This window comes from Bradyrhizobium sp. MOS003 (assembly GCF_003020125.1).
Classification (GTDB): domain Bacteria; phylum Pseudomonadota; class Alphaproteobacteria; order Rhizobiales; family Xanthobacteraceae; genus Bradyrhizobium.
In genome coordinates this window covers 352,068-378,531 of the sequence record NZ_PYFW01000004.1, presented here as the reverse complement: position 1 = coordinate 378,531, position 26,464 = coordinate 352,068, and the positions used below count along the sequence as shown (strand labels likewise).

Here is a 26,464-nt window from a genome sequence, read left to right as displayed (position 1 = left end):
TCTTGATCGGTCTCCTCTGGGCTTGCCTTTCCATGGCGAATGCGACGATTTGCACCTTTGGTTCCATCGCCTTGAGTCCGTCACCTTTCCGCGCATTTCATGCTGCCTGCGGGCGGCTGTCCGCGATTTCCGGGAGTCCATCATGATCGGTCTTGTTCGCGCCGTCACAATCTGCGCCACGCTGGCACTCGGCCTTGGCGCAGCGCATGCTGCCGACAAGGCGTTCAAGCGCGACGACCTCGCCGATTCCGCGATCAAGCTCGAGGCCCAGATCAAGAGCGAGGCGGGGCCTGTCGCCAAGACCAACGCGACGCTGAAGACAGACGCCGACGCCGCCTTCCGGCGCAACGATTATCGTACCGGCCTGTCGGTCCTCGGTCAGATCGCGGCGACCGCGCCCGAGGACGCCGGCAACTGGCTGCGGCTCGCCAAGGTCATCTTCCAGATCTCGCCGAAGAGCTCGAGCGAGCAGACCTTCCTGCTGGAGCGCGCCTCGACCGCAGCCTATATCGCCTACCAGCGCGCCGGCAATCCGGGCGAGGAGGCCGATGCGCTCGCCGTGCTCGGCAAGTCGCTGTCGGAGCGCAAGCTGTGGCGGCCGGCGCTGGATTCGCTGCGGCTGTCGCTCGACATGCGCGAGGTCGCCGACGTCCGCGGCCAATACGAGAAGATGCGCGACGAGCACGGCTTCCGGCTGCTCGACTATACCGTGGACTCGGATTCGGCGAGCCCGCGGGCCTGCTTCCAGTTCTCCGAGGAGTTGGCCAAGCGCACCGACTTCGCGCCTTATCTCGCGCTGGCGGGGCAGGACAAGCCGGCGCTCTCGGCCGAAGGCAAGCAGCTCTGCGTCGACGGCCTGAAGCACGGCGAGCGCTACAACATCAATCTGCGTGCCGGCCTGCCGTCGACGGTGAAGGAGGGGCTGCCGAAATCGGCCGAGTTCAACGTCTATGTGCGCGACCGCAAGCCGTTCGTGCGCTTCACCAGCCGGGCCTATGTGCTGCCGCGAACCGGCCAGCGCGGCATTCCCGTGGTCAGCGTCAACACGCCCGCGGTCAATATCAACGTCTTCCGTATCGGTGACCGCAATCTGATCAACACGGTGGTCGATAGCGATTTCCAGAAGACGCTGTCGAAATACCAGCTCTCCGATCTCGGCGACGAACGCGGCGTCAAGGTCTGGACCGGCGAGCTTGCCACCGCGATGACGCTGAACCAGGACGTCACCACGGCATTCCCGGTCGACCAGGCGCTCGGCGAGCTCCAGCCCGGTGTCTACGTGATGACGGCCGCCGCCAAGGGCCCGGGCTCGGAAGACGATTACCAGCTCGCCACGCAGTGGTTCATCGTCTCCGATCTCGGCGTCGCCGCCTATTCCGGCAATGACGGCATCCACGTGTTCGTCAACTCGCTGGCCTCGACCGATCCGGTCGGCAAGGCCGAGGTGCGGCTGGTTGCCCGCAACAACGAGATCCTGGCGACCCGCAAGACCGACGACAGCGGCCATGTGCTGTTCGAGGCGGGCCTTGCGCGCGGCGAGGGCGGCCTGTCGCCGGCGATGCTGACGGTCACCGGCGAGAAGGCGGACTATGCCTTCCTCAGCTTGAAGTCTTCTGCCTTCGATCTGTCCGATCGCGGCGTCTCCGGCCGTGCGGTGCCCGCAGGCGCCGATGCTTTCGTCTATGCCGAGCGCGGCGTCTACCGCTCCAGCGAGACCGTCTATCTCACCGCGCTGTTGCGCGACGGGCAGGGCAACGCCGTCAGCGGCGGGCCGCTGACGATGGTGATCGAGCGCCCCGACGGCGTCGAATACCGACGCGTCGTGCTCCCCGACCAGGGCGCGGGCGGCCGTACGCTGTCCGTGCCGCTCAACTCGGCCGTGCCGACCGGGACGTGGCGGGCGCGTGCATTCACCGATCCGAAGGGCTCCTCGGTCGGCGAGACCACTTTCATGGTCGAGGACTACGTTCCTGATCGGATCGAATTCAACTTGTCCGCCAAGGACAAGCTGATCAAAGCTAACGCTCCAGTGGAGCTTAAGGCGGACGGCCATTTCCTCTATGGCGCGCCGGCCTCGGGCCTGCAGCTCGAAGGCGACATGCTGGTCGCGCCCGCGGCCGAGCGACCGGGCTTTGCCGGCTACCAGTTCGGCGTTGCTGACGATGAAACCACCTCGAACGAGCGTACGCCGCTGGAGAACCTGCCCGAGGCCGACGCCAATGGCGTTGCGACCTTCCCGGTGACGCTGGACAAGCAACCGGCTTCGACCCGTCCGCAGGAGGCGCAGATCTTCGTGCGCATGGTCGAGACCGGCGGTCGCGCCGTCGAGCGCAAGATCGTGCTGCCGGTGGCGCCCAGTGCGGCGCAGATCGGCGTCAAGCCGCTGTTCGGCGCCAAGAACGTCGCCGAGGGCGACAAGGCCGAGTTCGACGTTCTGTTCGTCTCGCCCGAGGGCGAGAAGCTGCGCCGCGACGGCCTGCGCTACGAACTCCTGAAGATGGAGTCGCGCTACCAATGGTATCGCCAGAACAATTACTGGGAGTACGAGCCGGTCAAGTCGACATCGCGCGTCGCCGACGGTGACGTGTCCATTGCGGCCGACAAGCCGGCGCGGATTTCGCTCAACCCGCAACCCGGCCGCTACCGCCTCGACGTGAAGTCGAACGATGCCGATGGCCCGGTGACCTCGGTGCAATTCGACGTTGGCTGGTACTCCGACGGCAGCGCCGACACCCCGGACCTGCTGGAAACCTCGATCGACAAGCCGCAATATTCCTCCGGCGACACCATGACCGTGTCGGTCAATGTCCGCAGTGCCGGCAAGCTCACCATCAACGTGCTCGGCGACCGGCTGCTGACGACCCAGACCATCGACGTCAAGGAAGGCACCGCCCAGGTGAAGCTCCCGGTCGGCAAGGACTGGGGCACGGGTGCCTACGTGGTGGCGACGCTGCGCCGTCCGCTCGACGCCGCGGCCCAGCGCATGCCGGGCCGGGCGATTGGCCTGAAATGGTTCGGCATCGACAAGCAGACCCGCACCTTGCAGGTGAAGCTGTCGCCGCCGGCGCTGATCCGGCCGAACGCGGCGTTGAAGATCCCGGTCAAGCTCGACGGACTCAATCCGGGCGAGGACGCCAAGATCGTCATCGCTGCGGTCGATGTCGGCATCCTCAACCTCACCAACTACAAGCCGCCGGCGCCGGACGATTATTATCTCGGCCAGCGTCGCCTGAGCGCCGAGATCCGCGACCTCTATGGGCAGCTGATCGACGGCATGTCCGGCACGCGCGGCCAGATCAAGTCGGGCGGTGACGCCGGAGCAGCCGAGCTGCAGGGCTCGCCGCCCACACAAAAGCCGCTCGCGCTCTACTCGGGCATCGTCACGGTTGGCGCCGATGGCAGTGCGGAAGTCAGCTTCGACATTCCGGAGTTCGCCGGCACCGCGCGCGTGATGGCGGTGGCGTGGACCGCGACGAAGCTTGGCCGTGCCAGCACCGATGTCTTGATCCGCGACCCCGTGGTGCTGACCACGACCCTGCCGCGCTTCCTGCTCAATGGCGATCACGGCACGGTCAATCTCGAGATCGACAATGTCGAGGGCCAGGCCGGCGACTACGTCATCAACGTGAAGACCGGTGGCCCGGTGAAGATGACCGGCAACCCAGCGACCACGGTCAAGCTTGCCGCCAAGCAGCGCAACTCCTTCGCGCTCGCGATCGACGCGACCGCGGCGGGGCAGGCGACGCTCGACGTCGACATCAAGGGGCCGAACGGCCTGACGCTGGCGCGCCATTACGCGTTCGACGTCAAGGCGGCGACGCAGGTGTTGGCGCGGCGCTCGATCCGGACGCTGGCGAAGGGCGAGAGCCTGACGCTGACCTCGGACATGTTCTCCGACCTGGTGCCGGGCACCGGCACCGTCTCGGTCTCGGCCAGCCTGTCGACCGCGCTCGACGCCGCGACGATCCTCAAAGCGCTCGATCGCTATCCCTATGGCTGCTCGGAGCAGATCACGAGCCGCGCCTTGCCGCTGCTCTATGTCAACGACCTCGCAGCCGGTGCCCACCTCGCCATGGACACCGACGTCGATCAGCGCATCCGCGATGCGATCGAGCGGCTGTTGGCGCGTCAAGGCTCGAACGGCTCGTTCGGCCTGTGGTCGGCCGGCGGCGACGATGCCTGGCTCGATGCCTACGTGACGGACTTCCTGACCCGTGCCCGCGAAAAGGGTTTTGCGGTGCCGGACGTGCTGTTCAAGAACGCGCTCGACCGCGTCAGAAACTCCGTCGTCAACGGCAACGAGCCGGAGAAGGACGGCGGGCGCGATCTCGCTTACGGCCTCTACGTGCTGGCCCGCAACGGCGCTGCGCCGATCGGCGATCTCCGCTATCTCGCCGACACCAAGCTGAACAACCTCGCGACTCCGATCGCGAAGTCGCAGCTCGCGGCGGCGCTGGCTCTGGTCGGCGACCGCAACCGCGCCGAACGGGTCTATGGTGCCGCGCTCGATAGCCTCGCGCCAAAGCCCGTCCTGGAGTTCGGCCGCACCGACTACGGCTCGCAGCTTCGCGATGCCGCAGCTCTGGTGTCGCTGGCCAGCGAAGGCAACGCGCCGAAGGCGACGCTGACGCAGGCGGTCTCGCGGGTAGAGACCGCGCGCGGGCTTACGCCTTACACCTCCACGCAGGAGAATGCGTGGCTGGTGTTGGCGGCGCGCGCGCTGGCCAAGGAGAACCTGTCCATGGAGGTGGACGGCCAGCCGGTCAAGACCGCACTCTACCGCAGCTACAAGGCCGCAACGCTGGACGGCAAGCCACTGAAGATCACCAACACCGGCGATGCACCGGTGCAGGCGGTGGTCTCGGTGTCGGGCTCGCCGGTGACGCCGGAGCCGGCAGCGTCCAACGGTTTCAAGATCGAGCGCAATTACTTCACGCTCGACGGCAAGCCGGCCGACATCAGCAAGGTCAAGCAGAACCAGCGCTTCGCGGTGGTGCTGAAGATCACCGAGGCCAAGCCGGAGTACGGCCACATCATGGTGTCCGACTATCTGCCGGCGAGCCTCGAGATCGACAACCCCAGGCTGGTGTCGTCGGGCGACAGCGGCACGCTAGACTGGATCGAGGACGGCGAGGAGCCTGAGGACACCGAGTTCCGCGACGACCGCTTCACCGCTGCGGTCGACCGCGCCTCGGATTCCAAGTCGGTCTTCACCGTCGCCTATATCGTGCGCGTGGTCTCTCCCGGCAAATACGTGCTGCCGCAGGCCTATGTCGAGGACATGTACAATCCCTCGCGCTACGGTCGGACGGGCACGGGGACGGTCGAGGTGCGGGCGGCGAAGTGATGAGCGAAGTCGCGCCACATACTCCGCCGTCATGCCCGGGCAAAAGCGCGAAGCGCGTCTTCGCGCGGATGTCCTGGGCATCCACGGACTGCGGTACCGCGGCGAAGAGCGTGGACGGCCGGGACAAGCCCGGCCATGACGGATCAAGGGGCTGGGGCTTTCGCGCGCTCTCTGCTCTCGCGCTGACGCTCATCCTCGCCATCGTCGGCTTCGTCGGCTGGGTCTATTCCCTCGGACCGCTCCCGCTCGACGAAGCCCGGCACGTTTCCACCACCATCGTCGACCGCAACGGCAAGCTGCTGCGCGCCTATGCGATGCCGGACGGTCGCTGGCGGTTGCCGGTCGATGCCAAATCCAACGTCGATCCGACCTATCTAAAACTGCTGTTCGCCTATGAGGACCAGCGCTTCTACGCGCATAACGGTCTCGACCCGCTGGCGCTCGGGCGTGCCGCCCTGCAGCTCGCGACACGCGGCCACATCGTGTCGGGCGGCTCGACCATCAGCATGCAGCTGGCGCGGCTGATGGAGCCGCGGCGGCAGCGCTCGCTCTACGCCAAGCTGCGGCAGATGGTTCGTGCGATCGAGATCGAGCGCACCATGAGCAAGGAGCAGATTCTCGATCTCTATCTTGCGCTGGCGCCCTACGGCGGCAATCTCGAAGGCATCCGCTCCGCGTCGATCGGGTATCTCGGCAAGGAGCCGAAGAGGCTATCGCTGGCCGAAGCCGCACTGCTGGTCGCGCTGCCGCAATCGCCGGAGACGCGCCGCCTCGATCGCCACCCGGAAGCGGCGCGCAAGGCGCGCGATCGTGTGCTCGACCGCATAGTTGAGGAGCATGTGGTCGGCGCGGACGACGCCAGGCAGGCCAAGGCCGTGCCTGTACCAAAACTGCGCAAGCCGATGCCGATCCTGGCGCCGCATGCCTCTGACACCGCGCTGTCGACGGTCAAGGACACGCCGGTCATCAGGTTGACGCTGGATGCGAACCTGCAGAAGGTGCTGGAGCCGCTCGCCCGCGATCGCGCGATTGCGCTGGGGCCCAACATCTCGGTCGGGATCATCGTGGTCGACAATGACAGCGGCGACGTGCTGGCGCGTGTGGGGTCGGCCGATTATTTCGACGAAAGCCGGGCAGGCCAGGTCGACATGACCCGCGCGATCCGCTCGCCGGGCTCGACGCTCAAACCTTTCATCTACGGGCTCGCCTTCGAGGACGGCTTCGTTCATCCGGAGAGCCTGATCGACGACCGGCCGGTCCGCTTCGGCTCCTACGCGCCCGAAAATTTCGACATGACCTTCCAGGGTACGGTGCCGGTGAGGAAGGCGCTGCAACTCTCGCTGAACGTGCCGGCGATCGTGCTGCTCGATCGCGTTGGCTCCAGCCGGCTGGCCTCGCGGCTGCGGCAGGCCGGCGGCAATCTGGTTCTGCCCAAGGACGAAGCGCCGGGGCTCGCCATGGGGCTCGGCGGCGTCGGCGTGACGCTGCAGGATCTCGTTCAGCTCTACACGGGCTTCGCCCGGCTCGGCACTACCAAGCCGTTGCGTGAGGTGATGGCGGACAAGGACGACCGGGAGCCGCTTCGGCTGCTGGATCAGGTCGCGGCCTGGCAGGTCGGCAACGTTCTGCTGGGAACGCCGCCACCCGAGAATGCCGCACACAACCGCATCGCCTTCAAGACCGGCACGTCCTACGGCTATCGTGACGCCTGGTCGGTCGGGTTCGACGGTCGGATGACCATCGGCGTCTGGGTCGGCCGTCCCGACGGCGCGCCGGTTCCGGGCCTGATCGGCCGCGTCGCTGCCGCACCGATCCTGTTCGATGCCTTCGCCCGCACCGGCAAGACGTTGGCCGCATTGCCGAAGCCGCCGAGGGGAACCCTGGTTGCCAGCAATGCCAAGCTGCCGTTGCCACTGAAACGGTTCCGGCCGGTGGGAGAGCTGGTGCGAACCGGCCGCGAGCAGGCGCTGCATATCCAGTTTCCGCTGAACGGCTCGCGGATCGATGTCGATCGGTCCGGGGGACAGGAGAGCGCCGCGATGCCGGTCAAGGTCGCCGGTGGCGTGCTGCCCATGACGGTCATGGTTAACGGCACCGCGCTCGGCGAGATCGACGGCCGCCGCCAGCGCCTGATCGATCCGCCCGGTCCCGGCTTTGCGCGGCTCACCGTGATCGATGCCACGGGCGCCGCGGACACAGTCGTCATTCGAATTCAATGACCCCGCCTCAAGCGGTTGTGGCGATGGCGGTTTCGGCGTAAGCGGAACCAATGGCCGAGACCTATCCTACCCCCCGTTTTGGAGCGCCCCGCGAGCCGAAATCGCCCGCAAATCCGGGCAGCCGGCTCGTGGGCATGCTCGATGTCGTCACGGCCAGCCATGCCCGCGCCGTCGCCTTCCTGCTGGTGTGCGCGCTGCTGCTGTTCCTGCCGGGCTTCTTCACGATCCCGCCGGTCGACCGCGACGAGGCGCGGTTCGCCCAGGCCACCAAGCAGATGGTCGAGAGCGGCGATTATGTCGACATCCGCTTCCAGGAGGATGTCCGCTACAAGAAGCCGGTCGGCATCTACTGGCTGCAATCGGCGACAGTCGAGATCGCCTCGGCGTTGAAGCTGCCGAAGGCCGAATTGCGGATCTGGGTCTACCGGATTCCGTCGCTGATCGGCGCGGTCGGCGCCGTGCTCATGACCTATTGGGCCGCCCTCGGCTTCGTCACGCGACGCGCCGCGGTGCTGGCGGCGCTGATGATGTGTGCCTCCGTGCTGCTCGGCGTCGAGGCGCGTCTCGCCAAGACCGACGCGATGCTGCTGTTCTGCGTGGTCGCCGCGATGGGCGCGATGGCGCGGGCCTATCTGTCGTGGCAGCGCGCCGAGGACGAGACACATCCGCCCTGGAGCTGGCCCGCGATCTTCTGGACCGCACTTGCGGTGGGCATCCTGATCAAGGGCCCGCTGATCCTGATGTTTGCAGGCCTGACCATCGTCGCGCTCGCGATCCAGGATCGCGATTCATCCTGGCTGTGGCGGTTGCGCCCGGTCTGGGGCCTGATGTGGATGCTGGTGCTCGTGCTGCCCTGGTTCATCGCGATCTTCTGGCGCGCGGGCGATGCTTTCTTTGCGGACTCCGTCGGCGGCGACATGCTGAGCAAGATCGGCGCCCAGGAATCCCACGGCGCGCCGCCCGGACTGTATCTCGCGCTGTTTTGGATCACGTTCTGGCCGGGCGCGCCGCTCGCGGCGATGGCGGCGCCCGCGGTGTGGCGGGCCAGGCGCGAGCCCGGCGCGCAGTTTCTGCTGGCCTGGCTGATCCCGTCCTGGATCGTGTTCGAGGCGGTCCTGACCAAGCTGCCGCATTACGTGCTGCCGCTGTATCCGGCGATCGCCATTCTCACCGCCGGCGCGGTGGAGCGGCGCGTGCTGTCGCGCTCCTGGCTGATGCGCGGTTCGGCCTGGTGGTTCGCGATCCCCGCGGCCGCCTCGATCACCGCGGTGGTGGGTGCGGTGATGCTGACGCGGCAGCCGGCTTTCGTGGCCTGGCCGTTCATCGCGGCGGCACTGATCTTCGGCCTGTTCGCCTGGTGGCTCTACGACAACAACCGCGCCGAGCGCTCGCTGCTCAATGCGCTGGTCGCGGCCCTGATGCTGGCGGTCGTGGTGTACGGCATCGTGCTGCCGTCGCTGACGCCGCTGTTTCCGAGCATCGAGGTCGCGCGCGCGCTCCGCAACGTCACCTGTGTCGGGCCCAAGGCGGCGGCTGCCGGCTATCACGAGCCGAGCCTCGTATTCCTGACGGGCACGCAGACGCTGCTCACGGACGGCTCGGGCGCGGCGGATTTCCTGCGGCAGGGCAGCTGCCGCTTCGCGCTGATCGAGCAGCGTTCGGAGCGGAGCTTCGTGCAGCGTGCCGAGGCGATCGGGCTGCGCTACAAGGTCGGCACTCGCATCGACGGCTACAATTTCTCGCAGGGACGCGCGATCTCGATCTCGATCTTCCGCTCGGAAGGCACCGAATAGGATGCCTATTACGACGAGCCCCGCGCCGCGCCCTTCCTATCCCGCGCAGTTGCTGACCGTGTCGGGCCGCGCGCTGAAGCAGCTCGTTCGCACGCCCTCGCATTCGCGCCGGGCAGAGGCCGCGCGAAAGCTGGCGCGGCATTCGCTGTGGCTCAGCGCGGCGGGCGCAGCTCTCATCATTGCGCTGATGGTCGCGTTCGACCAGACCGAGATCGAGCTTATGCCGGCGCGCGGCACGCCGAGCCTGTGGCCGATCCGCATCCTCACCGATTTCGGCAAGGACGAGTATGTGCTCTCGGTACTCGGGGTGGCGCTGGTGGTGCTGGCGCTCGTTGCAGCAGCGCTTCACGGGACACGCCGCACACTGCTCCTCGGCCTCGGCACACGGTTGCAGTTCATGTTTCTGTCGATTGCCGTCTCGGCCTTCGTTGCCGAGATCCTGAAATATGTCATCGGCCGCGGACGTCCGTTTGTCGGCGGCAAGGCCAATCCGTTCAACTTCGTGCCGTTCGAGGGGACGGGGACTTATGCCAGCCTGCCGTCGGGCCATGCCGTGGCGGCGTTCGCCTTGGCGTTTGCGGTCTCAGCATTATGGCCGCGGCTGCGCGTTTTCATGTTCACTTACGCAATCGTGATCCTGCTAACGCGGCTGGTGCTGGTTGCGCATCACCCAAGCGACGTCGTGGCCGGCGCGCTGGTCGGCACTGTCGGCGCCATGACGGTCCGCTACTGGTTCGCGGCCAGGCGGCTCGGCTTTGCCATCCGCGCCGACGGCACCATTGTGCCCCTTGCCGGGCCGGTCCCGGGCCGTCTCAAAAGGGTTGCCCGCGGGGCATCCGCCCCATAAAAGCGGCTGCCTGTCGGGGCCGCCGGTTCCCCGGCAAGGCCCATTCCAACCACGAGCCTTGATTTGTCGTCGTCCCAGCCTCCGACGCCCCAGCCCTCGGTTTCCATCGTCGTTCCCGTGCGTAACGAAGCCGACAACATCGCGCCGCTGATCGCGGAGATCGGCGCGGCGCTCGATGGCCGCTGGGCCTATGAGATCATCTACGTCAACGACGGCTCGACCGATGCAACCGGCGAACGCCTCGCAGCAATCATGGCGCAGCGGGACAATCTGCGTCAGCTTCGGCATACCAGATCAGGCGGCCAATCCGCGGCGGTGCGCAGCGGCGTGCGCGCGGCGCGCGGCGTGATCGTGGCGACGCTCGATGGCGACGGCCAGAACAATCCGGCCTTCCTACCCGACCTGATTTCGGCGGTCGAGAAGGGGGCAGGGCGCGTCGGCCTCGCCGCGGGGCAGCGCGTCGGGCGCAAGGATACCGGCTTCAAGAAACTCCAGTCGCGCGTCGCCAACGGCGTCCGCAACGCCATCCTGAAGGACGGCACGCGGGATACCGGCTGCGGGCTGAAGGCATTCCGTCGCGAGGTCTTCCTGATGATGCCCTATTTCGACGGGCTGCATCGCTTCCTGCCGGCGCTGGTCCGGCGCGAAGGCTACGACATCGCCTATGTCGACGTGATCGACCGGCCGCGCCATTCCGGCGTGTCGAACTACGGTTTCTTCGATCGGCTGTGGATCGGCATCATGGATCTCGCCGGCGTATGGTGGCTGATCCGCCGCAAGAAGCCGACTCCAGAAGTGACTGAGGTGAACGCATGATCATCCAATACGGTCAGGCGCTGAGCAACTATCTCTACGACGTCTTCGTCGCCAAATTCGATTTCTGGCTGGCATTCGGCCTCGTTGCGCAGCTGTTCTTCACCGCGCGCTTCCTGGTGCAGTGGATCGCGAGCGAGCGCGCCGGCAACAGCGTGGTGCCGATGGCATTCTGGTTCTGCTCGATGGGCGGCGGGATGATGACGCTTGTCTACGGCGTCGTGAAGCGCGAGCCGGTCATCATCCTCGGACAATCGCTCGCGACGGTGATCTATATCCGCAACATCATGCTGATCATCAAGAACCGCAGCAAGGCGTCGAAGACGCTGGAGCGCTAGTAAAGCAGTCAGCGCGGCACTGCCGACGCCGCGCCTGAGGCGGGCAGGGCAGCTGTCTCCGCCTCGGTCCTGCGATATGGCACGCCGGCTGCGTCGAGCACGGGATAGGCGACCGAGCAGATGTGCGAGTGGATGCGCCTGAGGTCGCGCAGCACGTCCAGATGCAGCGAGGTCGTTTCGATGGTTTCGGGCCGGCCCTCGCGCAGGCGGTCGAGATGCCGTTCGACCGCCGCAAGCTCGGTGTTGCGCAGCGCGGTTTTCTCCACCAGCAGCTTGCGCGCCTCGTTGGCGTCGCCCGACATGAAGACGCCGAACGCGATCCGCAACGAGTCCATCGTGCGCTTGTGGAAGGCAGCGAGCTCGTCCGCCCCTTCCGCCGAGAACTGGAAGCGACGCTTGATCTTCTTGGTGGCGAGTTCGCTCAGGCTCTTGTCGATGATGTCGCCGATATGTTCGAGGTTGATGGCGAAGGAGATGATCTCCATCGCGCGCCGTCCTTCGCTCTCGTCGAGGCTGCCCCGCATCAGCTTGGTCACGTAGAGCTTGATGGCCTCGTCGAGGCCATCGACGAGATTGTCCATCTTGGAGACCTGGTCGACCAGCGCACGGTCGCCCGTCATCATCGCCGCCATCACCTTGCGGAGCATGACCTCGACGAGATCGCCCATCCGCAGCGCCTCGCGAGAGGCGTCGGCGAGCGCCAGCGACGGCGTCTCCAGCGCGGTCTCGTCGAGATAGCGCGGCCGGGCCGGATCGGCCTCCTGCACGCGATCCGGCAAGAGGCGGGTCAGCACGCGCGACATGGTGTCGAGCAGGCCGATGAAGATGACCGCCGTGCCGGCGTTGAAGGCGATGTGGAAAGCCGCCGTCATCCTGGCGAGATCGGGCTGCCAGGCATGCATGTGCTCGGCGATCGTGCCGAGGAAGGGCAGGACCAGAGCGATGCCGACGACGCGGTTGACGAGATTGCCGACCGGCAAGCGATAGCTTGCGGGATCGTCACGCTTGGCGCCCTCGAATACGGGATTGATGGCGCTGCCGAGATTGGCCCCGAGCACCAGCGCCAGCGCCGCCTCAGGCGTGATGAATTGCGAATAGGCGAGCGACATGATCAGCAGCACGCTGGCAACGCTCGAATGCACGGCCCATGTGACGAGGGCGGCAATGACAATGCACAGTATGGGATCGCCCGTGATGGCCGACATCACGATCCGGACGCCTGGTGCGTTCTCCGCCGGCGCCAGCGTGTCGAGCAGGATGTGCAGCGAGAGCAGCATCAGGCCGAGGCCGATGCAGACGCGACCGATGTCCTTGATCCGCGATCGCGGGCCGGAGCGGAAGGCGACGAGGCCGAGCACGAACAGCACCGGCGCAACGGCTGCGATGTTGAACGACAGCACCTGCACGATCAGTGTCGTGCCGAGATTGGCCCCGAGCATGATGGCGAGCGCGGCGGCGAGACTGACGAGGCCTTCGGCCGCGAACGAACTCGTGATCAAGGCGGTCGCGGTGCTGCTCTGGAGCAGTGCGGTGAGGCCGAGGCCGGCAGCGAAAGCACTGAGGCGGTTGCTCAGCGCCTTGCCGAGCAGCCGCCTGAGGTCAGGACCGAAGGCGCGCAGGATCCCGCTGTGGACCATGTGCAGGCCCCACAGCAACAGCGCAACGCCGCCCATCAGATCGAGCAGAACCAACGTTCCCATGCTCCGTGTCCGGATAAGAGTCGATTGGTGAGGCTAGCGCCAAATGCTTGAGGTTGAAACCTTTTGTTGGCGCATCGGCGTTAACGTTTGCGCCAGCTGCACGTTCCCGCGGCGCGTTGGGCGTCCGCCGCGGCGCGCGTTGGCGCGTTCGCAGGCGTTTTGCCTCGTGAGCAAGCTCACATTGCCGCCTTGAAGGCAGCAAAGCCGCGATCAAGATCGGCCTTGAGATCATCGACGCTCTCGAGCCCGATGTGCAGACGCAGCGTCGGGCCGCCGGGCGACCACTTGGTCGCGGTGCGATAGGCGTCGCAATCGAAGGGAATCGCGAGGCTCTCGAATCCGCCCCATGAAAAACCCATGCCGAACAGCTTGAGCGTGTTGAGCATGGTGTCGACGGCCTTCTGCGGCGCGGGCTTCAGCACGATGCTGAACAGGCCGGAGGCGCCGGTGAAGTCGCGCTTCCAGATCGCGTGACCGGGATCCGTCTCGAGCCCCGGGTGCAGCACGCGCGCGACCTCGGCTCTAGCAGCGAGCCATCGCGCCATGTCGAGCCCGGAGCGGTGATGCTGCGCCAGCCGCACCGACAACGTGCGCAGGCCGCGCAGCGCGAGGAAGACATCGTCGGGACCGGCGCAGACGCCGAGCAGGCGGATGCCTTCCGAAACTAGCGGCCAGGCCTTGGCGTTGGCCGAGATCGTGCCGAACATGATGTCGGAATGGCCGCCGATATATTTGGTCGCGGCCTGCATGCTGATATCAACGCCCTGTTCGAGCGAGCGGTGATAGAGCGGGGTCGCCCAGGTGTTGTCGTCGATGACGAGCGCGCCGCGTCCATGCGCAACCTCGGCGATGGCGCGAATGTCCGGCATCTCGAACGACTGCGAGCCCGGGGCCTCCACCAGCACCGCGCGGGTGTTCGGCTTGAACAGCTTGTCGATACCTGCGCCGATCGTCGGATCGAAATAGGTGGTCTCGACGCCGAAGCGGGCGAGCATGCCGTTGCAGAAATTGCGCGAGGGCCGATAGACGTTGTCGCAGACCAGGAGATGGTCGCCGGCCTTGAGCACCGAGAGCAAGGTGGTGGAAATCGCCGACAGCCCAGACGGGACGATGCCGACGCCGGCGCATTGCGGCCCTTCCAGCGCCATCAGCGTCTCCTGGAACGCCTTGGTGGTGGGGGAACCGTGGCGCCCATAGGTGAACTCGCCGCGATGGGCGTGCAGATCCTCGGCGGTCGGGTAGAGCACGGTCGAGCCATGAAAGACCGGCGGATTGACGAACCCCTTCTGCGCCTTGGTGTCGCGGCCGGAGGTGACCAGCCGGGTCTCGGCATGCTGCTGGGAGGGATGCGAGGAATCCATGCGTCTGCTTTCAAAACCGCGTTTCCGCTCGGGCCTGGCGCCTGACGGGCTGGCCGAAGGCCGCTGACTTTAATAACAGAACACAGAAGAGTCCCGTCAACCCCTTGACCCGGCACGCCAGTCGTTCTGTGATGCGCAGGTGCTATTCAGTCGCCGCATGTTGAGGGGCCTGCAGCGACCTTCGTCCCTCGTCTGACCGGACCTTGCGCCACAGCCATATCGGCGGGCGCCGCGGCGGGGATTAAGGTAGGGCCTCCCGGGATCGGCGGGTGTTCAGCAAGGTTTCCCAGCATGACTCTTGCAGGGCGGGCCGTGATACGCTTGGCCCTGGCAGCGATGATCCTGAGACAACGATCCTTGAGACGACTTTGAAAGGCCCAAAGCCCATGAAACGCGTAACCCTGGCTCTCACCCTTGCTCTCGCCGCCGGCCTCGCCGCCCAAGCCGCCGATGCGCAAACGCTCAAGACCATCAAGGACCGGGGCATGCTGTCCTGCGGCGTCAGCCAGGGCCTGCCGGGATTCTCCTCGCCCGACGACAAGGGCAACTGGACCGGCCTCGATGTCGACGTTTGCCGCGCGATCGCCGGGGCGATCTTCAACGATGCGACCAAGGTCAAGTATGTGCCGCTGTCCGCCAAGGACCGCTTCACCGCGCTGCAATCCGGCGAAATCGACGTACTGTCGCGCAACACCACCTGGACCATCTCGCGCGATACCTCGCTCGGTGCCAACTTCACCGGCGTGACCTATTATGACGGGCAGGGCTTCATGGTGAAGAAGTCGCTCAAGGTGAATTCGGCGCTCGAACTCAACAGCGCCTCGGTCTGCGTGCAGACCGGCACCACCACCGAGCAGAATCTGGCCGATTACTTCAAGGCCAACAACATGAAGTACGAGGTGATCGCGTTCGGCACCAACGACGAAACGGTCAAGGCCTACGAGGCCGGGCGCTGCGACGTCTTCACCACCGACCAGTCGGGTCTGTACGCCAACCGTCTCAAGCTTGCCAATCCCAACGACCACATGGTGCTTCCCGAGATCATCTCGAAGGAGCCGCTCGGCCCCATGGTGCGTCATGGCGACGACCAATGGTTCGACATCGTGAAGTGGACGCTGTTCGCGATGGTCACCGCCGAAGAGCTCGGCGTGACCTCGAAGAACGTCGATGAGAAAGCGAAGCTGGAAAATCCCGAGTTGAAGCGCGTCCTCGGCACCGACGGCAATTTCGGCGAACAGCTCGGCCTGACCAAGGACTGGGTGGTGCGGATCGTGAAGGCGGTCGGCAATTACGGCGAAGTGTTCGATCGCAATGTCGGCGCGGGCTCGCCGCTCGCCATCAATCGCGGTCTCAACAATCTCTGGAACAAGGGCGGTCTTCAGTACGCGCCGCCGATCCGCTGATCGCCTCTGACCCGCCGGCAGCGGCATGAGCACCGAGGCCCGAAATCCGCCGCCCCAGATCGCCCTGAAGATCAGGCGCATCCTGGGCGGCAAAACAGGCTGGAACGGCGTTGCCGTCCAGTTTGCCTTCGCGGCGATCCTGGGCTGGATCGGCTATGAGATCGTCTCCAATGCCCGCGCCAATCTGGAGAACCAGCATATTGCCGCCGGCTTCGGCTTCCTCAGCAACAATGCCGGCTTCGACGTCAACCAGACCCTGATCTCCTATACCGGCTCGGACACGTTCCTGCGCGTGTTCGTGGTCGGGCTCCTGAACACGCTCGTTGTCTCCGTGGTGGGCATCGTCTTCGCCACGCTGATCGGTTTCATCGTCGCGCTGTGCCGGCTGTCGCCCAATTGGCTGTTGTCGCGCGTCGGTGAGATCTATGTCGAGATCATCCGTAACCTGCCGGTGCTGTTCCAGATCCTGTTCTGGTACCTCGCGGTTCTCGCGGCCTTGCCCAATCCGCGCCAAAGCATCTCGCTGCTCGGCATCGCCTTCATCAGCAATCGCGGCCTCGTCATTCCAAGTCCGATCGGCGGGAGCGGCCTGGAGCCATTCCTGGCGATGCTGGCGCTCGGCGTCGTCGCGTCACTCGCCCTGCGTTTCCATGCGCGGCGCGCGCTGTTTCGGGAAGGGCGAATGATCCGGATCTGGCCCACTGTGCTGGGCCTGCTGGTCGGACTGCCGCTCGCCACCATGCTGGTGTTCGGCGTGCCGTTCACCTTCGAGCTGCCGCAGCTCAAGGGTTTCAACTTCGCCGGCGGCTCGCGGATCATCCCGGAATTCGTGGCGCTGACGCTGGCGCTGTCGACCTACACCGCTGCCTTCATCGCCGAGATCGTGCGCGCCGGAATCCTGTCCGTCCACAAGGGGCAGATGGAGGCGGGGGCCTCGCTCGGCCTCAGCCGCGGAGCCACGCTCCGGCTGGTCGTCGTGCCGCAGGCCATGCGCGTCATCGTGCCGCCGCTGACCAACCAGTACCTCAATCTCACCAAGAACTCGTCGCTGGCGGTCGCGATCGGCTACCCCGACCTCGTCTCGGTGTTCGCCGGTACGTCGCTGAGCCAGACCGGGCAGGCGATCGAGATCATCGCCATGACCATGGGCATCTATCTCCTGATCTCGCTGCTCACCAGCGCGATCATGAGCGTCTACGGGTGGCGTCTCAGCCGGAGTCTGGGCGCATGAGCGACATCGCCTCGAGCAGCTTCGTCCGGAAGGACCTGCTCACCGAGCGTCCGGCGCCGGTGAAGACCACGGGCTTTGTCGGGCTGATGCGTACGCGCCTGTTCAACTCGCCGACCAACATCCTGCTCACGATCGTGGGCGTCTTGCTGCTGTGGTTCACCATCATCCCCTCGGTCCGGTTCCTGATGGTCGATGCGGTCTGGAGCGGCAAGGACCGCGCGGCATGCCTCACGGAGAATGCCGGCTTTGCGGTCGGCGCCTGCTGGCCCTACATCCAGGCCAAGCTGCCGCAACTGATCTACGGCTTTTATCCCGAGGCCGAGCGCTGGCGGGTCGACCTCACCTTCATCCTGGCGGCGGCCCTGCTGGTGCCGCTGCTCGTACCGCGTCTGCCGGCGAAGGGGCTCAACGCCGGCCTGTTCTTCTTCGCATTTCCGGTGGTCGCGTTCTTTCTGCTGCACGGTGGCGGCATCAAGGGCTTCGGCCTTAGCTGGACCGCCGGCGTGCTGGAATTGTTCGACGACAGCATCATCGGCGCCGGGCAGGCCGTGCTCGGCGTCAGCAAGACATCCGCCGTCCCACCGGTGTTGTGGGTGGTCGGAAATTTCATCGTGCTGGTCGGCGTGGCGATCTCTTGGCTGATCCTCCCGCTGACCTGGCTGCGCGATCAGATCCAGGGGGCGGGCCAGCCGGTCTGGGGCGATTTCGCCGTGACGACCGTCATCGTCTCGTTGATCGCCTTCGGCCTCGGCGGCGGCTGGCGCACCGGTTGGCGCGCTCTCGCCTCGAGCATCGCTACCTTCATAGCCATCGCCCTCGTGATCAAGCTGATGGGGCTCGATCGCGGTGGACTGCCGGTCGTGACGACGAATTTGTGGGGCGGCCTTCTGGTTACCTTGGTGGTCTCCGTCACCGGCATCGTCACCTCGCTGCCGATCGGGATCGCGCTGGCCCTCGGCCGCCGCTCCACCATTCCGCTGATCCGGATCTTTTCGATCGCCTTCATCGAGTTCTGGCGCGGCGTGCCGCTGATAACGGTGCTGTTCTTCGCCACTTACATGCTACCGCTATTCCTGCCCGGCAACTTCACGGTCGATGGCCTGGTCCGCGCGCTGATCGGCATCGCGCTGTTCACTGGAGCCTACCAGGCCGAGAACGTCCGCGGCGGGCTCGCCGCGATCCCGCGCGGCCAAGGCGAGGCGGCCGCAGCCTTGGGCCTGTCGTGGTGGAAGACGACCTCGCTGATCGTGCTGCCGCAGGCGCTGCGCCACGTCATTCCGAACCTCGTCAACAGCTTCATTTCGCTGTTCAAGGACACGTCGCTGGTCTCGATCGTGGCGCTGTTCGACCTGCTCGGTTCGCTCAGGGCCTCGTTCTCGGACCCGAAATGGTCCACGCCGTCGACAGCGTTCACCGGCTTCGCCTTCGCCGGGATCATCTATTTCATCTTCTGCTTTGGAATGTCGCGCTACTCGCTGTTCGTCGAGCATCGCCTCAACGCCCATCGTCGCAACTGATCGAGGTCACCATGTCCGACCCCATCGTCAAGATTTCCGGCCTCAACAAATGGTACGGCGATTTTCACGTGCTGCGCGACATCGACCTCGCGGTCGAGAAGGGCGAGCGCATCGTGATCTGCGGGCCCTCGGGCTCCGGCAAGTCGACCTTGATCCGCTGCATCAACGCGCTGGAGGAGTTCCAGGAGGGCGAGATCGTCGTCGACGGCATCGAGCTCGGTCCGAACCTCAAGCATGTCGATGCGGTGCGCCGCGAGGTTGGCATGGTGTTCCAGAGCTTCAACCTGTTCCCGCATCTCACCGTGCTCGACAATTGCACGCTGGCGCCGATCTGGGTCCGTAACATCCCGAAGAAGGACGCCGAGGCCGCGGCGATGAAGTTCCTTGAGCGGGTCAAGATCCCGCATCAGGCCAACAAGTTTCCGGGGCAGATGTCCGGCGGCCAGCAGCAGCGCGTCGCCATCGCGCGGGCACTGACCATGAACCCGAAGGTCATGCTGTTCGACGAGCCGACGTCGGCGCTCGATCCCGAGATGGTCAAGGAGGTGCTGGACACCATGGTCGACCTTGCCGAGGAAGGCATGACCATGCTGGTCGTCACCCATGAAATGGGCTTTGCCCGCGAGGTCGCCAACCGCGTGATCTTCATGGATGCCGGCCAGATCATCGAGGCCAACACGCCGAACGAGTTCTTTGCGGCGCCCCAGCACGCCCGCACGAAACTGTTCCTCAGCCAGATCCTGCGCTGAGCACCTGCCATCCTGAGGCCCCGCCGGCCTGACTGACCCGCCAGCCTGGCACCAGCGAATCAGCTTTGCCTCCTTTCGGATCATCCCGGAGAGAGACCTTGCAGAGCAGTGTCGGCGCGCGCGCATACCAGAACGTGCGATTGCAGAAGAAGTTGAGGAAGCAGGCGGACGCCGTCATGTCCCTCGCGGTCGAGGCTCTCCGGCAGGGCAGATTTGCGGAGGCCGAGACGCTCTGCCGCGGCATCGTGGAGGAGGTTCCGGATCATTTCCACGCTACGCACCTGCTCGGCCTGCGCGCCTATGAGGGCGGGAGGCTTGAGGAGGCGCAACAGCTGTTTGAGCGCGCCATTGCGCTCGATCCGCGCTCGCCCGATGCGCATGGCAATCTCGGCGCCGTGTATTTCGACCTCCAGAAATTCCGGGACGCCCGCGCATGTCAGGAGAAGGCCCTCGCGCTGAAGCCGAATTGTCCGATCACCCTGACCAATCTCGGCAATACGCTCCTGAACATTGGCTTCGGCGAACAGGCGATCGGACTGCACGAACGCGCTATCAGGCTGCGGCCCGACTATGCCGATGCCTTCTGCAACCGTGGCATGGCTGAACTGATGATCGGCCGGTCCGAACGCGCCAAGCAGAGCTTCGATCGCGCCCTCTCGTTTCAGCCGCGTCATGCCGAAGCGATCGCAGGCAAGGGCATGGTGTGCATCGCGCTCCGGCACTACGAGGAGGCGGAAGCCGCCCTCGCAGCCGGGCTCGCGATCAAGCCGGGTTCACCGCGGATTCTGGCGCAGCGCGGACGGCTCAATTTCGATTTGCACCGGCTGGAACAGGCGGCGGCGGACTTCGATGCGGCGCTGTCGCAATCGCCACGGCTCGAACTCGCGCTGCGTGGCAAGGCGCAGGTCAGCCTTCTGCTGGGGAACACGACGCAGGCGATCGCCGCCGTCAAGACCCTGCTCGACGACAATCCACGGTCCGATTACGCCATCGTGCTGCTCGGCGCCTGCCATGCGAACCAGGGAGATGTCGCCACCGCGCTCCAGCATCTCGACGCGGCACTCGAGATCACGCCCGACTATGCGGATGCCATCGCACGCAAGATCTTCATCCTGGATTTTTGGCCCGAGGCCGACTTCGCGGTCCAGCAGGCGGCGCGAAAATCCTGGTGGGATGCGATCGGCGCCAGACTGCCGCAACGGTCGCTGCCGCCCCGCGAGCTCGATCCCGACAGGCGGATCGTCGTCGGATATGTCGCCTCGGAATTCAGGAACCACTCGGCAGCGTTCGCGCTGTTGCCGGTGCTGCGCCATCACGATCACGCCAGGTTCGAGATCGTCTGCTATTCCTGCTGGCCGTTGCAGGACGAGATCACCGAGCGATTCAAGCTTCTCGCGGACGTCTGGGTCGACGCCGCGCAGCTTTCGGACGACGAACTGGCCGATCGCATCCAGGCGGACAGGATCGACATCCTGATCGACGTGTCCGGGCATACGGCCGGCAACAGGCTCCCCGTATTTGCCCGCAAGCCGGCCCCGATCCAGGTCACGGGTTTCGGACACGCCACGGGCACGGGCCTTAAGACCATGGACTACGTGCTCGCCGATCCGGTCTTCATTCCGCAACCGGCGCGGCATTTGCTGGCCGAAAAGGTCCATGATCTGCCGTGCCTGATCACGATCGATCCCATCCTGGACGTGCCGCCCTCGGAGCTTCCCATGCTCCGGAATGGCCACGTCACCTTCGGTGTGTTCAACCGCATCTACAAAATATCGGATGACGCCATCCGTGTGTGGTCGCGCATCATGCGGGAGGTGCCGGGATCGAAGATCATCATCAAGCACGGGCTGCTCGACGATCCTTTGCTGCGCGACGGCCTGGTCGCGCGCTTCGTGGCCCAGGGCATTGCCGAGGACAATATCACCTGCCTTGGCTCGACCACGCGCCACGAGCATCTGCTGGCCTTTGCGCAAGTCGACATCTCGCTCGACACCTTCCCGCAAAATGGCGGCATCAGCACCTGGGAATCCCTCTATGCGGGCGTTCCGGTCGTCGCCAAGCTCGGCAACGGCTCTTCGGCGCGCGCTGGCGGCTCGATCGTGGCGGCCGTCGGCCTCGACGACTGGGTTGCCGAGGATGACGACGGCTACGCCGCGATCGCGTGCAAATATGCGATGCAGACCGCTCGTCTGGCCAAATTGCGAGCGGATCTGCCGGCTCGGATCGCAGCCTCGCCCGCCGGCAACGTCGAACTTTACGCGCGTGAGGTCGAAGCGGCCTATCGCGGATTCTGGCACGACTACTGTGCCGGCGCCTCGGAACGCGGCGAGGCGGGGTAGCCCGACCTTGCGCCGCCCCCGGGAAATCCCGGTGTCGCTGCAGGTCGGGTGACCGGCCGGCCGGGGCTGCGAATCAGTTAGACTCGTCTGAGGGCATCCTCCGGAGAGACACCTTGCAGAACAGCGGCGGCGGCGCGCGCGCATTCCAGAATGCGCGGTTGCAGAAGAAGTTGATGAAGCAGGCCGACGCCGTCATCGCCGCTGCGGCGAACGCCTATGGCCAGGGCCGCTATGCCGAGACCGAGGCGCTGTGCCGCGAGATCCTGAAAGCCCTTCCGGACCATGTCGATGCCCTACACCTGCTCGGCATGTGCGCCCATGACGGCCGGCGCCTGGAGGAGGCACAGCAGCTGCTGGAGCGCGTCATCGCGCTCGATCCGCGCCTGCACGATGCCCATAACAACCTCGCCACCGTGCATTTCGACCTCGGCAATTACGAGGAGGCGCGGCGGTGCCAGGAGAGGGCGATCGCGCTGAAGCCGAATTTCGCGGTGGCGTTGACCAATCTCGGCAACACGCTCATGCATCTTGGGTTTTACGAGCAGGCGCTCGAGATGCACGAACGCGCCATCAAGTTCAAACCGGATTATGCCGATGCCCTCTGTAATCGCGGCATGGTCGAGATCGTGCTCGGGCAGATCATGCGTGCCAAGGAGAGTTTCGATCGCGCCCTGTTGTTTCAGCCGCGTCACGCGGAGGCCATTGTCGGCAGCGGCATGGTCAGCATGGAGTTGCGGCACCACGAGGAGGCGGCAGCCAAGTTTGCCACCGCGCTCGCGATCAAGCCTGGCGCGCCGAGGATCCTGGCGCAGCGCGGGCGGCTCAGTTACGAGCTGCAGCGCCTGGAGCCCGCGCTTGCGGATTTCGATGCGGCGCTTGCGGTTTCGCCCAAGCTCGAACTGGCCCTTAGAGGGAAGGCCCAGGTTTGCCTCGTCATGGGAAGGACCGCGCAGGCGATGGCGGCCGCGACGACCCTGATCGAGCGAAATCCGCGCTCCGAGATGGGGTTGGCGCTGATGGGCTTCGCTTATTCGAACCAGGGAGACATGGACTCCGCGATCCAATATCTCGATCGCGCGCTTGCGCTCCGACCGGATTACGGAGATGCGATCAGGGGCAAGATTTTCTTGCTGGACTACCTCGCGGACGCCGATTTTGCGGTCCAGCAGGCTGCGCGAAAGTCCTGGTGGGATGCGATCGGCTCGAAGATTCCGCAAAGGACGTTGCCCAAGCGGCCGCTCGATCCGGACAAACGGATCGTGGTCGGCTATGTCGCCGCCGAATTTCGGCAGCACTCGGCGGGACTCACCCTGCTACCCGTGCTGCGCAACCATGATCACACCAAGTTTCAGATCATCTGCTATTATTCCTGGCCGGGAGAGGACGAGTACACCGCCAAGTTCAAGGAGTTGGCGGACGTTTGGGTGGACGCCTGGCAAATGTCGGACGACGAGCTCGCCGATCGCATTCAAGCGGACAATGTCGACATCCTGATCGACGTGTCCGGCCACACAACCGGCAACCGGCTGCAGTGTTTCGCGCGGAAGCCGGCCCCGATCCAGGCCACGGGCTTCGGACACGCGACAGGCACGGGCATGCAGACCATGGACTATGTGCTCGCGGATCCCATTTTCATTCCGCCATCGGCTCGGCATTTGTTTCCGGAAAAGATCCAGGATCTGCCATGCCTGATCACGATGGAGCCCGTCACCAATCAGCAGCCCTCCGAGCTGCCGATGCTTCGCAACGGCTATGTCACTTTCGGCGTGTTCAACCGTATCTACAAGATCTCGGATGACGCCATTCGTGTGTGGTCGCGCATCTTGCGGGAGGTGCCGGGATCGAAGATCGTCCTCAAGCATGGTTTGCTCGATGATCCCTTGCTGCGCGACAGTCTGGTCGCACGCTTCATCGCGCAGGGCATCGCCGAGGAGACCATTACCTGCCTCGGCACCACCTCGCGCGACGACCATCTGAAGGCCTTTGATCAGATCGATATTTCGCTGGACACGTTCCCACAGAACGGCGGCATCAGCACTTGGGAATCCCTCTACAAGGGCGTTCCGGTCGTCGCCAAGCTCGGCATCGGAGCATCCTCGCGTGCCGGTGGCTCGATCGTGGCCGCCGTCGGTCTCGGCGACTGGGTCGCCGAGGATGACGAAGGCTACGTCGAGATCGCCCGCAAGTTTGCTTCGCAGCCCGAAGATCTGGCGAAGTTGCGCGCGGGCTTGCCGGCTCAGATCGCCGCTTCGCCCGCCGGCAATGTCGAGATCTACACCCGTGAGCTCGAGGCAGGGTACCGCAAGTTCTGGCGCGACTATTGTGCCGCGGCTGCGGATGGCCGCGATGCTGCAGTCGACAAGGCGGACGTACCCAGCGGTTCCTGAGACAGGAATCCTGCGGCAAGCCCCGTTACATTCCGGAAGGAATGTTCAGGCCAGCCGGCCCGACGAGCGAATCAGTTAGACTCGCCACCAACCATCTTCCGGAGAGATACCTTGCAGAGCAGCGCCGGCGCGCGCGCATTCCAGAATGCGCGGTTGCAGAAGAAGTTGAAGAAGCAGGCCGAGGCCATCATCTCTGCTGCGGCGAGTGCCTATGGTCAGGGGAGGTATGCCGAGACCGATGCGCTCTGCCGCCAGATCCTGCAGGTTGTTCCGGATCATTTCGACGCCACGCATTTGCTAGGCGTGTGCGCGCAACAGGGCGGGCGTCTTGAAGAGGCGCAACAGCTGCTCGAACGCGCGATCTCGATCGATCCGCGTTCGCACGAGGCCCAGAGCAATCTCGCGACGGTCTACTCCGCCCTCCAGCAATTGGACGCGGCCCGCGCCTGTCATGAGAAGGCGGTCGCGCTGAAGCCGAATTTTACGCCGGCCCTGGCTGGCCTCGGCAACACCTTGCTCCAGCTGAACCTGCCCGAGCAGGCCATCGAGATGTACGATCGCGCCATCAAGCTGAAGCCAGACTATGCCGACGCGCTTTGTAACCGTGGCGTGGCGGAGCTGGCGCTGTTTCGGTTTGGCCCCGCCAGGGAGAGCTTTGATCGCGCGCTGTTGTTTCAGCCGCGCCACGTCGAATCGCTCATCGGCAAAGGGGTGGTCGGTATCGAGCTCAGGCGCTACGACGAGGCGGAAGCCGCGCTCGGGGCGGCGTTCGCGATCAAACCCGATTCCGCAAAGATTCTGGCCCAACGTGGCCGCCTCAACGCGGCACTGTCACGGCTGGAGCAGGCGGCAGCGGACTTCGATGCGGCACTCGCCATTTCACCCCGGTTCGAAGTAGCTTTGCGGGGAAAGGCAGAGGTCGCACTCAGCACAGGGAACACCGCACAGGCTATCCTGGCCTGCACGACCTTGCTCGAGCAAGATCCACGCTCCACGACCGCCTTGGCATTGTTGAGTTCCTGCTTTGCAAATCAGGGAGAGATCGCCTCGGCAATCGAACATCTCGACGCGGCACTGGCGATCGCGCCGGATCCGGACTTGATGGCGCGGAAGATCTACTTTCTGGACTTCCTTCCTGATGCCGATTTCACGATCCAGCAGGCCGCGCGAAAATCCTGGGGCGGAGCCATCGGCGCTCGTGTTCCACAGAGGAAGCTCGCGCCCCGGCAGCTCGATCCCGACAGGAGGATCGTGGTCGGTTATGTCGCGGCAGAGTTCTGGTACCACTCGGCGGCGTTCGGCCTGTTACCGGTGCTGCGCCACCATGACCACGCCAAGTTCGAGATCGTCTGCTATTCGTGCTCGCCGGTCAGAGATGAGATGACTGCCGAGTTCAAGTCGGCGGCCGACGTCTGGGTCGACGCCTGGCAGTTTTCGGACGATCAGCTGGCCGACCGTATCGAAGCCGACAAGGTCGATATCCTGATCGACGTCTCCGGGCATTCGTCGGGCAACAGGCTCCAGGTCTTCGCCCGCAAGCCGGCGCCTGTTCAGGTCACGGGCTTCGGGCACGCGACCGGTACCGGCCTTCCAACGATGGACTACGTGCTCGCGGACCCCGTGTTCATTCCGGAATCGGCCCGGCACCTGCTGGCCGAAAAGGTCTTCGACCTGCCGTGCCTGATCACGATCGATCCGATCCTGGACGTGCCGCCGTCGGAGCTCCCAATGCTCCGCAACGGCCATGTGACGTTCGGCGTGTTCAATCGCGTCAACAAGATCTCGGATGAGGCCATCCGCGTCTGGTCGAAAGTGATGCGCGAGGTGACGGGATCGAAGATCGTCATCAAGAATACCCTGCTCGATGATCCGCTGGTGCGCGACGGCCTTCTCGCACGATTTGTGGCACAGGGGATTGCGGAAGAAAATATCACCTGCCTCGGCTCCTCCGATCGTACTGAGCATCTGCGGGCCTTCGCACAGGTGGATATCTCGCTGGATCCATTTCCGCAGAACGGCGGCGTCAGCACCTGGGAATCCCTTTATGCGGGCGTTCCGGTCGTTGCCAAGCTCGGCCACGGCGCTTCCTCGCGCGCCGGCGGCTCCATTGTGGCGGCGGTCGGTCTTAATGACTGGGTCGCCGAGGACGATGAGGGTTATGCCGCGATCGCATGCAAATATGCGGCGCAGCCCGCTTATCTGGCGACGTTGCGTGCCGAGTTGCCAGCCCGGATCGCGGCCTCAGCCGCCGGCAATGTCGAGATCTACACGCGTAGGGTCGAGGAGGGCTACCGCCAGTTCTGGCGCGACTATTGTGCCACGGGTTCGAAGGGCGGCGAGGGGGCGTGATGCTGCCCGCCGAAGACAAAAGCCGCGCATTGCCGGGACCGGCTTAGTCCTCCGGAAACCATGAGCCTGCT

General features: G+C 65.2%; 15 protein-coding genes. 13 read left to right on the top strand and 2 right to left on the bottom strand.

The window, feature by feature from the left end:
- Positions 1–142 precede the first annotated feature (142 nt).
- The 6 genes from C7G42_RS20550 (at position 143) to C7G42_RS20525 (ending at position 11,357) form a co-directional block, all read left to right on the top strand.
- Complete coding sequence (locus C7G42_RS20550) at positions 143–5,347, top strand: alpha-2-macroglobulin family protein (protein WP_106950774.1); 5,205 nt, start codon at positions 143–145, stop codon at positions 5,345–5,347.
- 110 nt (positions 5,348–5,457) lie between these two features.
- Entirely contained in the window at positions 5,458–7,566 is a 2,109-nt protein-coding gene (gene pbpC / locus C7G42_RS20545; RefSeq protein WP_106951071.1) for a penicillin-binding protein 1C, read from the top strand.
- A gap of 50 nt (positions 7,567–7,616) precedes the next feature.
- Positions 7,617–9,359, top strand: a complete 1,743-nt coding sequence (locus C7G42_RS20540) for an ArnT family glycosyltransferase (protein WP_106950773.1) — start codon at positions 7,617–7,619, stop codon at positions 9,357–9,359.
- A 1-nt stretch (position 9,360) separates the two neighbouring features.
- On the top strand, positions 9,361–10,206 hold the full coding sequence (locus C7G42_RS20535; protein ID WP_106950772.1) for a phosphatase PAP2 family protein: 846 nt from the start codon (positions 9,361–9,363) through the stop codon (positions 10,204–10,206).
- A gap of 63 nt (positions 10,207–10,269) precedes the next feature.
- The gene (locus C7G42_RS20530) at positions 10,270–11,022 is read left to right on the top strand and encodes a glycosyltransferase family 2 protein (RefSeq protein ID WP_106950771.1); all 753 of its coding nucleotides are present in this window, start codon (positions 10,270–10,272) and stop codon (positions 11,020–11,022) included.
- Positions 11,019–11,357, top strand: coding sequence for a lipid-A-disaccharide synthase N-terminal domain-containing protein (locus tag C7G42_RS20525; RefSeq protein WP_106950770.1), 339 nt, complete (start codon positions 11,019–11,021; stop codon positions 11,355–11,357). The genes C7G42_RS20530 and C7G42_RS20525 overlap by 4 nt, the downstream gene beginning before the upstream one ends.
- Positions 11,358–11,365: 8 nt before the next feature.
- Here the strand turns inward: C7G42_RS20525 and C7G42_RS20520 are convergent, their stop codons facing one another.
- Both C7G42_RS20520 and metC read right to left on the bottom strand, forming a co-directional pair.
- A complete protein-coding gene (locus C7G42_RS20520) occupies positions 11,366–13,057 on the bottom strand; it encodes a Na/Pi cotransporter family protein (RefSeq protein ID WP_106950769.1) in 1,692 nt (563 codons plus the stop codon).
- Between the two features lie 176 nt (positions 13,058–13,233).
- On the bottom strand, positions 13,234–14,418 hold the full coding sequence (gene metC / locus C7G42_RS20515) for a cystathionine beta-lyase (RefSeq protein ID WP_106950768.1): 1,185 nt from the start codon (positions 14,416–14,418) through the stop codon (positions 13,234–13,236).
- A 386-nt stretch (positions 14,419–14,804) separates the two neighbouring features.
- On the opposite strand from metC, the gene C7G42_RS20510 reads away from it, so the two are divergent.
- From C7G42_RS20510 to C7G42_RS20480, 7 genes are all read left to right on the top strand, one after another.
- Positions 14,805–15,821: an amino acid ABC transporter substrate-binding protein gene (locus C7G42_RS20510; RefSeq protein ID WP_106950767.1), complete on the top strand. Its 1,017-nt coding sequence runs from the start codon at positions 14,805–14,807 to the stop codon at positions 15,819–15,821.
- A gap of 25 nt (positions 15,822–15,846) precedes the next feature.
- The gene (locus C7G42_RS20505) at positions 15,847–17,052 is read left to right on the top strand and encodes an amino acid ABC transporter permease (RefSeq protein ID WP_106950766.1); all 1,206 of its coding nucleotides are present in this window, start codon (positions 15,847–15,849) and stop codon (positions 17,050–17,052) included.
- Positions 17,049–18,569 carry an amino acid ABC transporter permease gene (locus C7G42_RS20500; protein WP_106950765.1) on the top strand — a complete coding sequence of 507 codons (1,521 nt, stop codon included), beginning with the start codon at positions 17,049–17,051 and terminating at the stop codon, positions 18,567–18,569. The genes C7G42_RS20505 and C7G42_RS20500 overlap by 4 nt, the downstream gene beginning before the upstream one ends.
- A gap of 11 nt (positions 18,570–18,580) precedes the next feature.
- On the top strand, positions 18,581–19,318 hold the full coding sequence (locus C7G42_RS20495) for an amino acid ABC transporter ATP-binding protein (RefSeq protein WP_106950764.1): 738 nt from the start codon (positions 18,581–18,583) through the stop codon (positions 19,316–19,318).
- Positions 19,319–19,416: 98 nt separating this feature from the next.
- Positions 19,417–21,657, top strand: coding sequence for an O-linked N-acetylglucosamine transferase, SPINDLY family protein (locus tag C7G42_RS20490; protein ID WP_199581031.1), 2,241 nt, complete (start codon positions 19,417–19,419; stop codon positions 21,655–21,657).
- A gap of 113 nt (positions 21,658–21,770) precedes the next feature.
- Positions 21,771–24,044, top strand: a complete 2,274-nt coding sequence (locus C7G42_RS20485) for an O-linked N-acetylglucosamine transferase, SPINDLY family protein (RefSeq protein WP_199581030.1) — start codon at positions 21,771–21,773, stop codon at positions 24,042–24,044.
- Between the two features lie 111 nt (positions 24,045–24,155).
- Complete coding sequence (locus tag C7G42_RS20480; RefSeq protein ID WP_199581029.1) at positions 24,156–26,393, top strand: O-linked N-acetylglucosamine transferase family protein; 2,238 nt, start codon at positions 24,156–24,158, stop codon at positions 26,391–26,393.
- The last annotated feature ends 71 nt before the right edge of the window (positions 26,394–26,464 follow it).

Bases quoted from the DNA above. Each gene is read 5' to 3' on its own strand.
- C7G42_RS20550 (WP_106950774.1), top strand. From the start codon at position 143: ATGATCGGTCTTGTTCGCGCCGTCACAATCTGCGCCACGCTGGCACTC.
- C7G42_RS20540 (WP_106950773.1), top strand. From the start codon at position 7,617: ATGGCCGAGACCTATCCTACCCCCCGTTTTGGAGCGCCCCGCGAGCCG.
- C7G42_RS20535 (WP_106950772.1), top strand. From the start codon at position 9,361: ATGCCTATTACGACGAGCCCCGCGCCGCGCCCTTCCTATCCCGCGCAG.
- C7G42_RS20525 (WP_106950770.1), top strand. From the start codon at position 11,019: ATGATCATCCAATACGGTCAGGCGCTGAGCAACTATCTCTACGACGTC.
- C7G42_RS20520 (WP_106950769.1), bottom strand. From the start codon at position 13,057: ATGGGAACGTTGGTTCTGCTCGATCTGATGGGCGGCGTTGCGCTGTTG.
- metC (WP_106950768.1), bottom strand. From the start codon at position 14,418: ATGGATTCCTCGCATCCCTCCCAGCAGCATGCCGAGACCCGGCTGGTC.
- C7G42_RS20510 (WP_106950767.1), top strand. From the start codon at position 14,805: ATGAAACGCGTAACCCTGGCTCTCACCCTTGCTCTCGCCGCCGGCCTC.
- C7G42_RS20505 (WP_106950766.1), top strand. From the start codon at position 15,847: ATGAGCACCGAGGCCCGAAATCCGCCGCCCCAGATCGCCCTGAAGATC.
- C7G42_RS20500 (WP_106950765.1), top strand. From the start codon at position 17,049: ATGAGCGACATCGCCTCGAGCAGCTTCGTCCGGAAGGACCTGCTCACC.
- C7G42_RS20495 (WP_106950764.1), top strand. From the start codon at position 18,581: ATGTCCGACCCCATCGTCAAGATTTCCGGCCTCAACAAATGGTACGGC.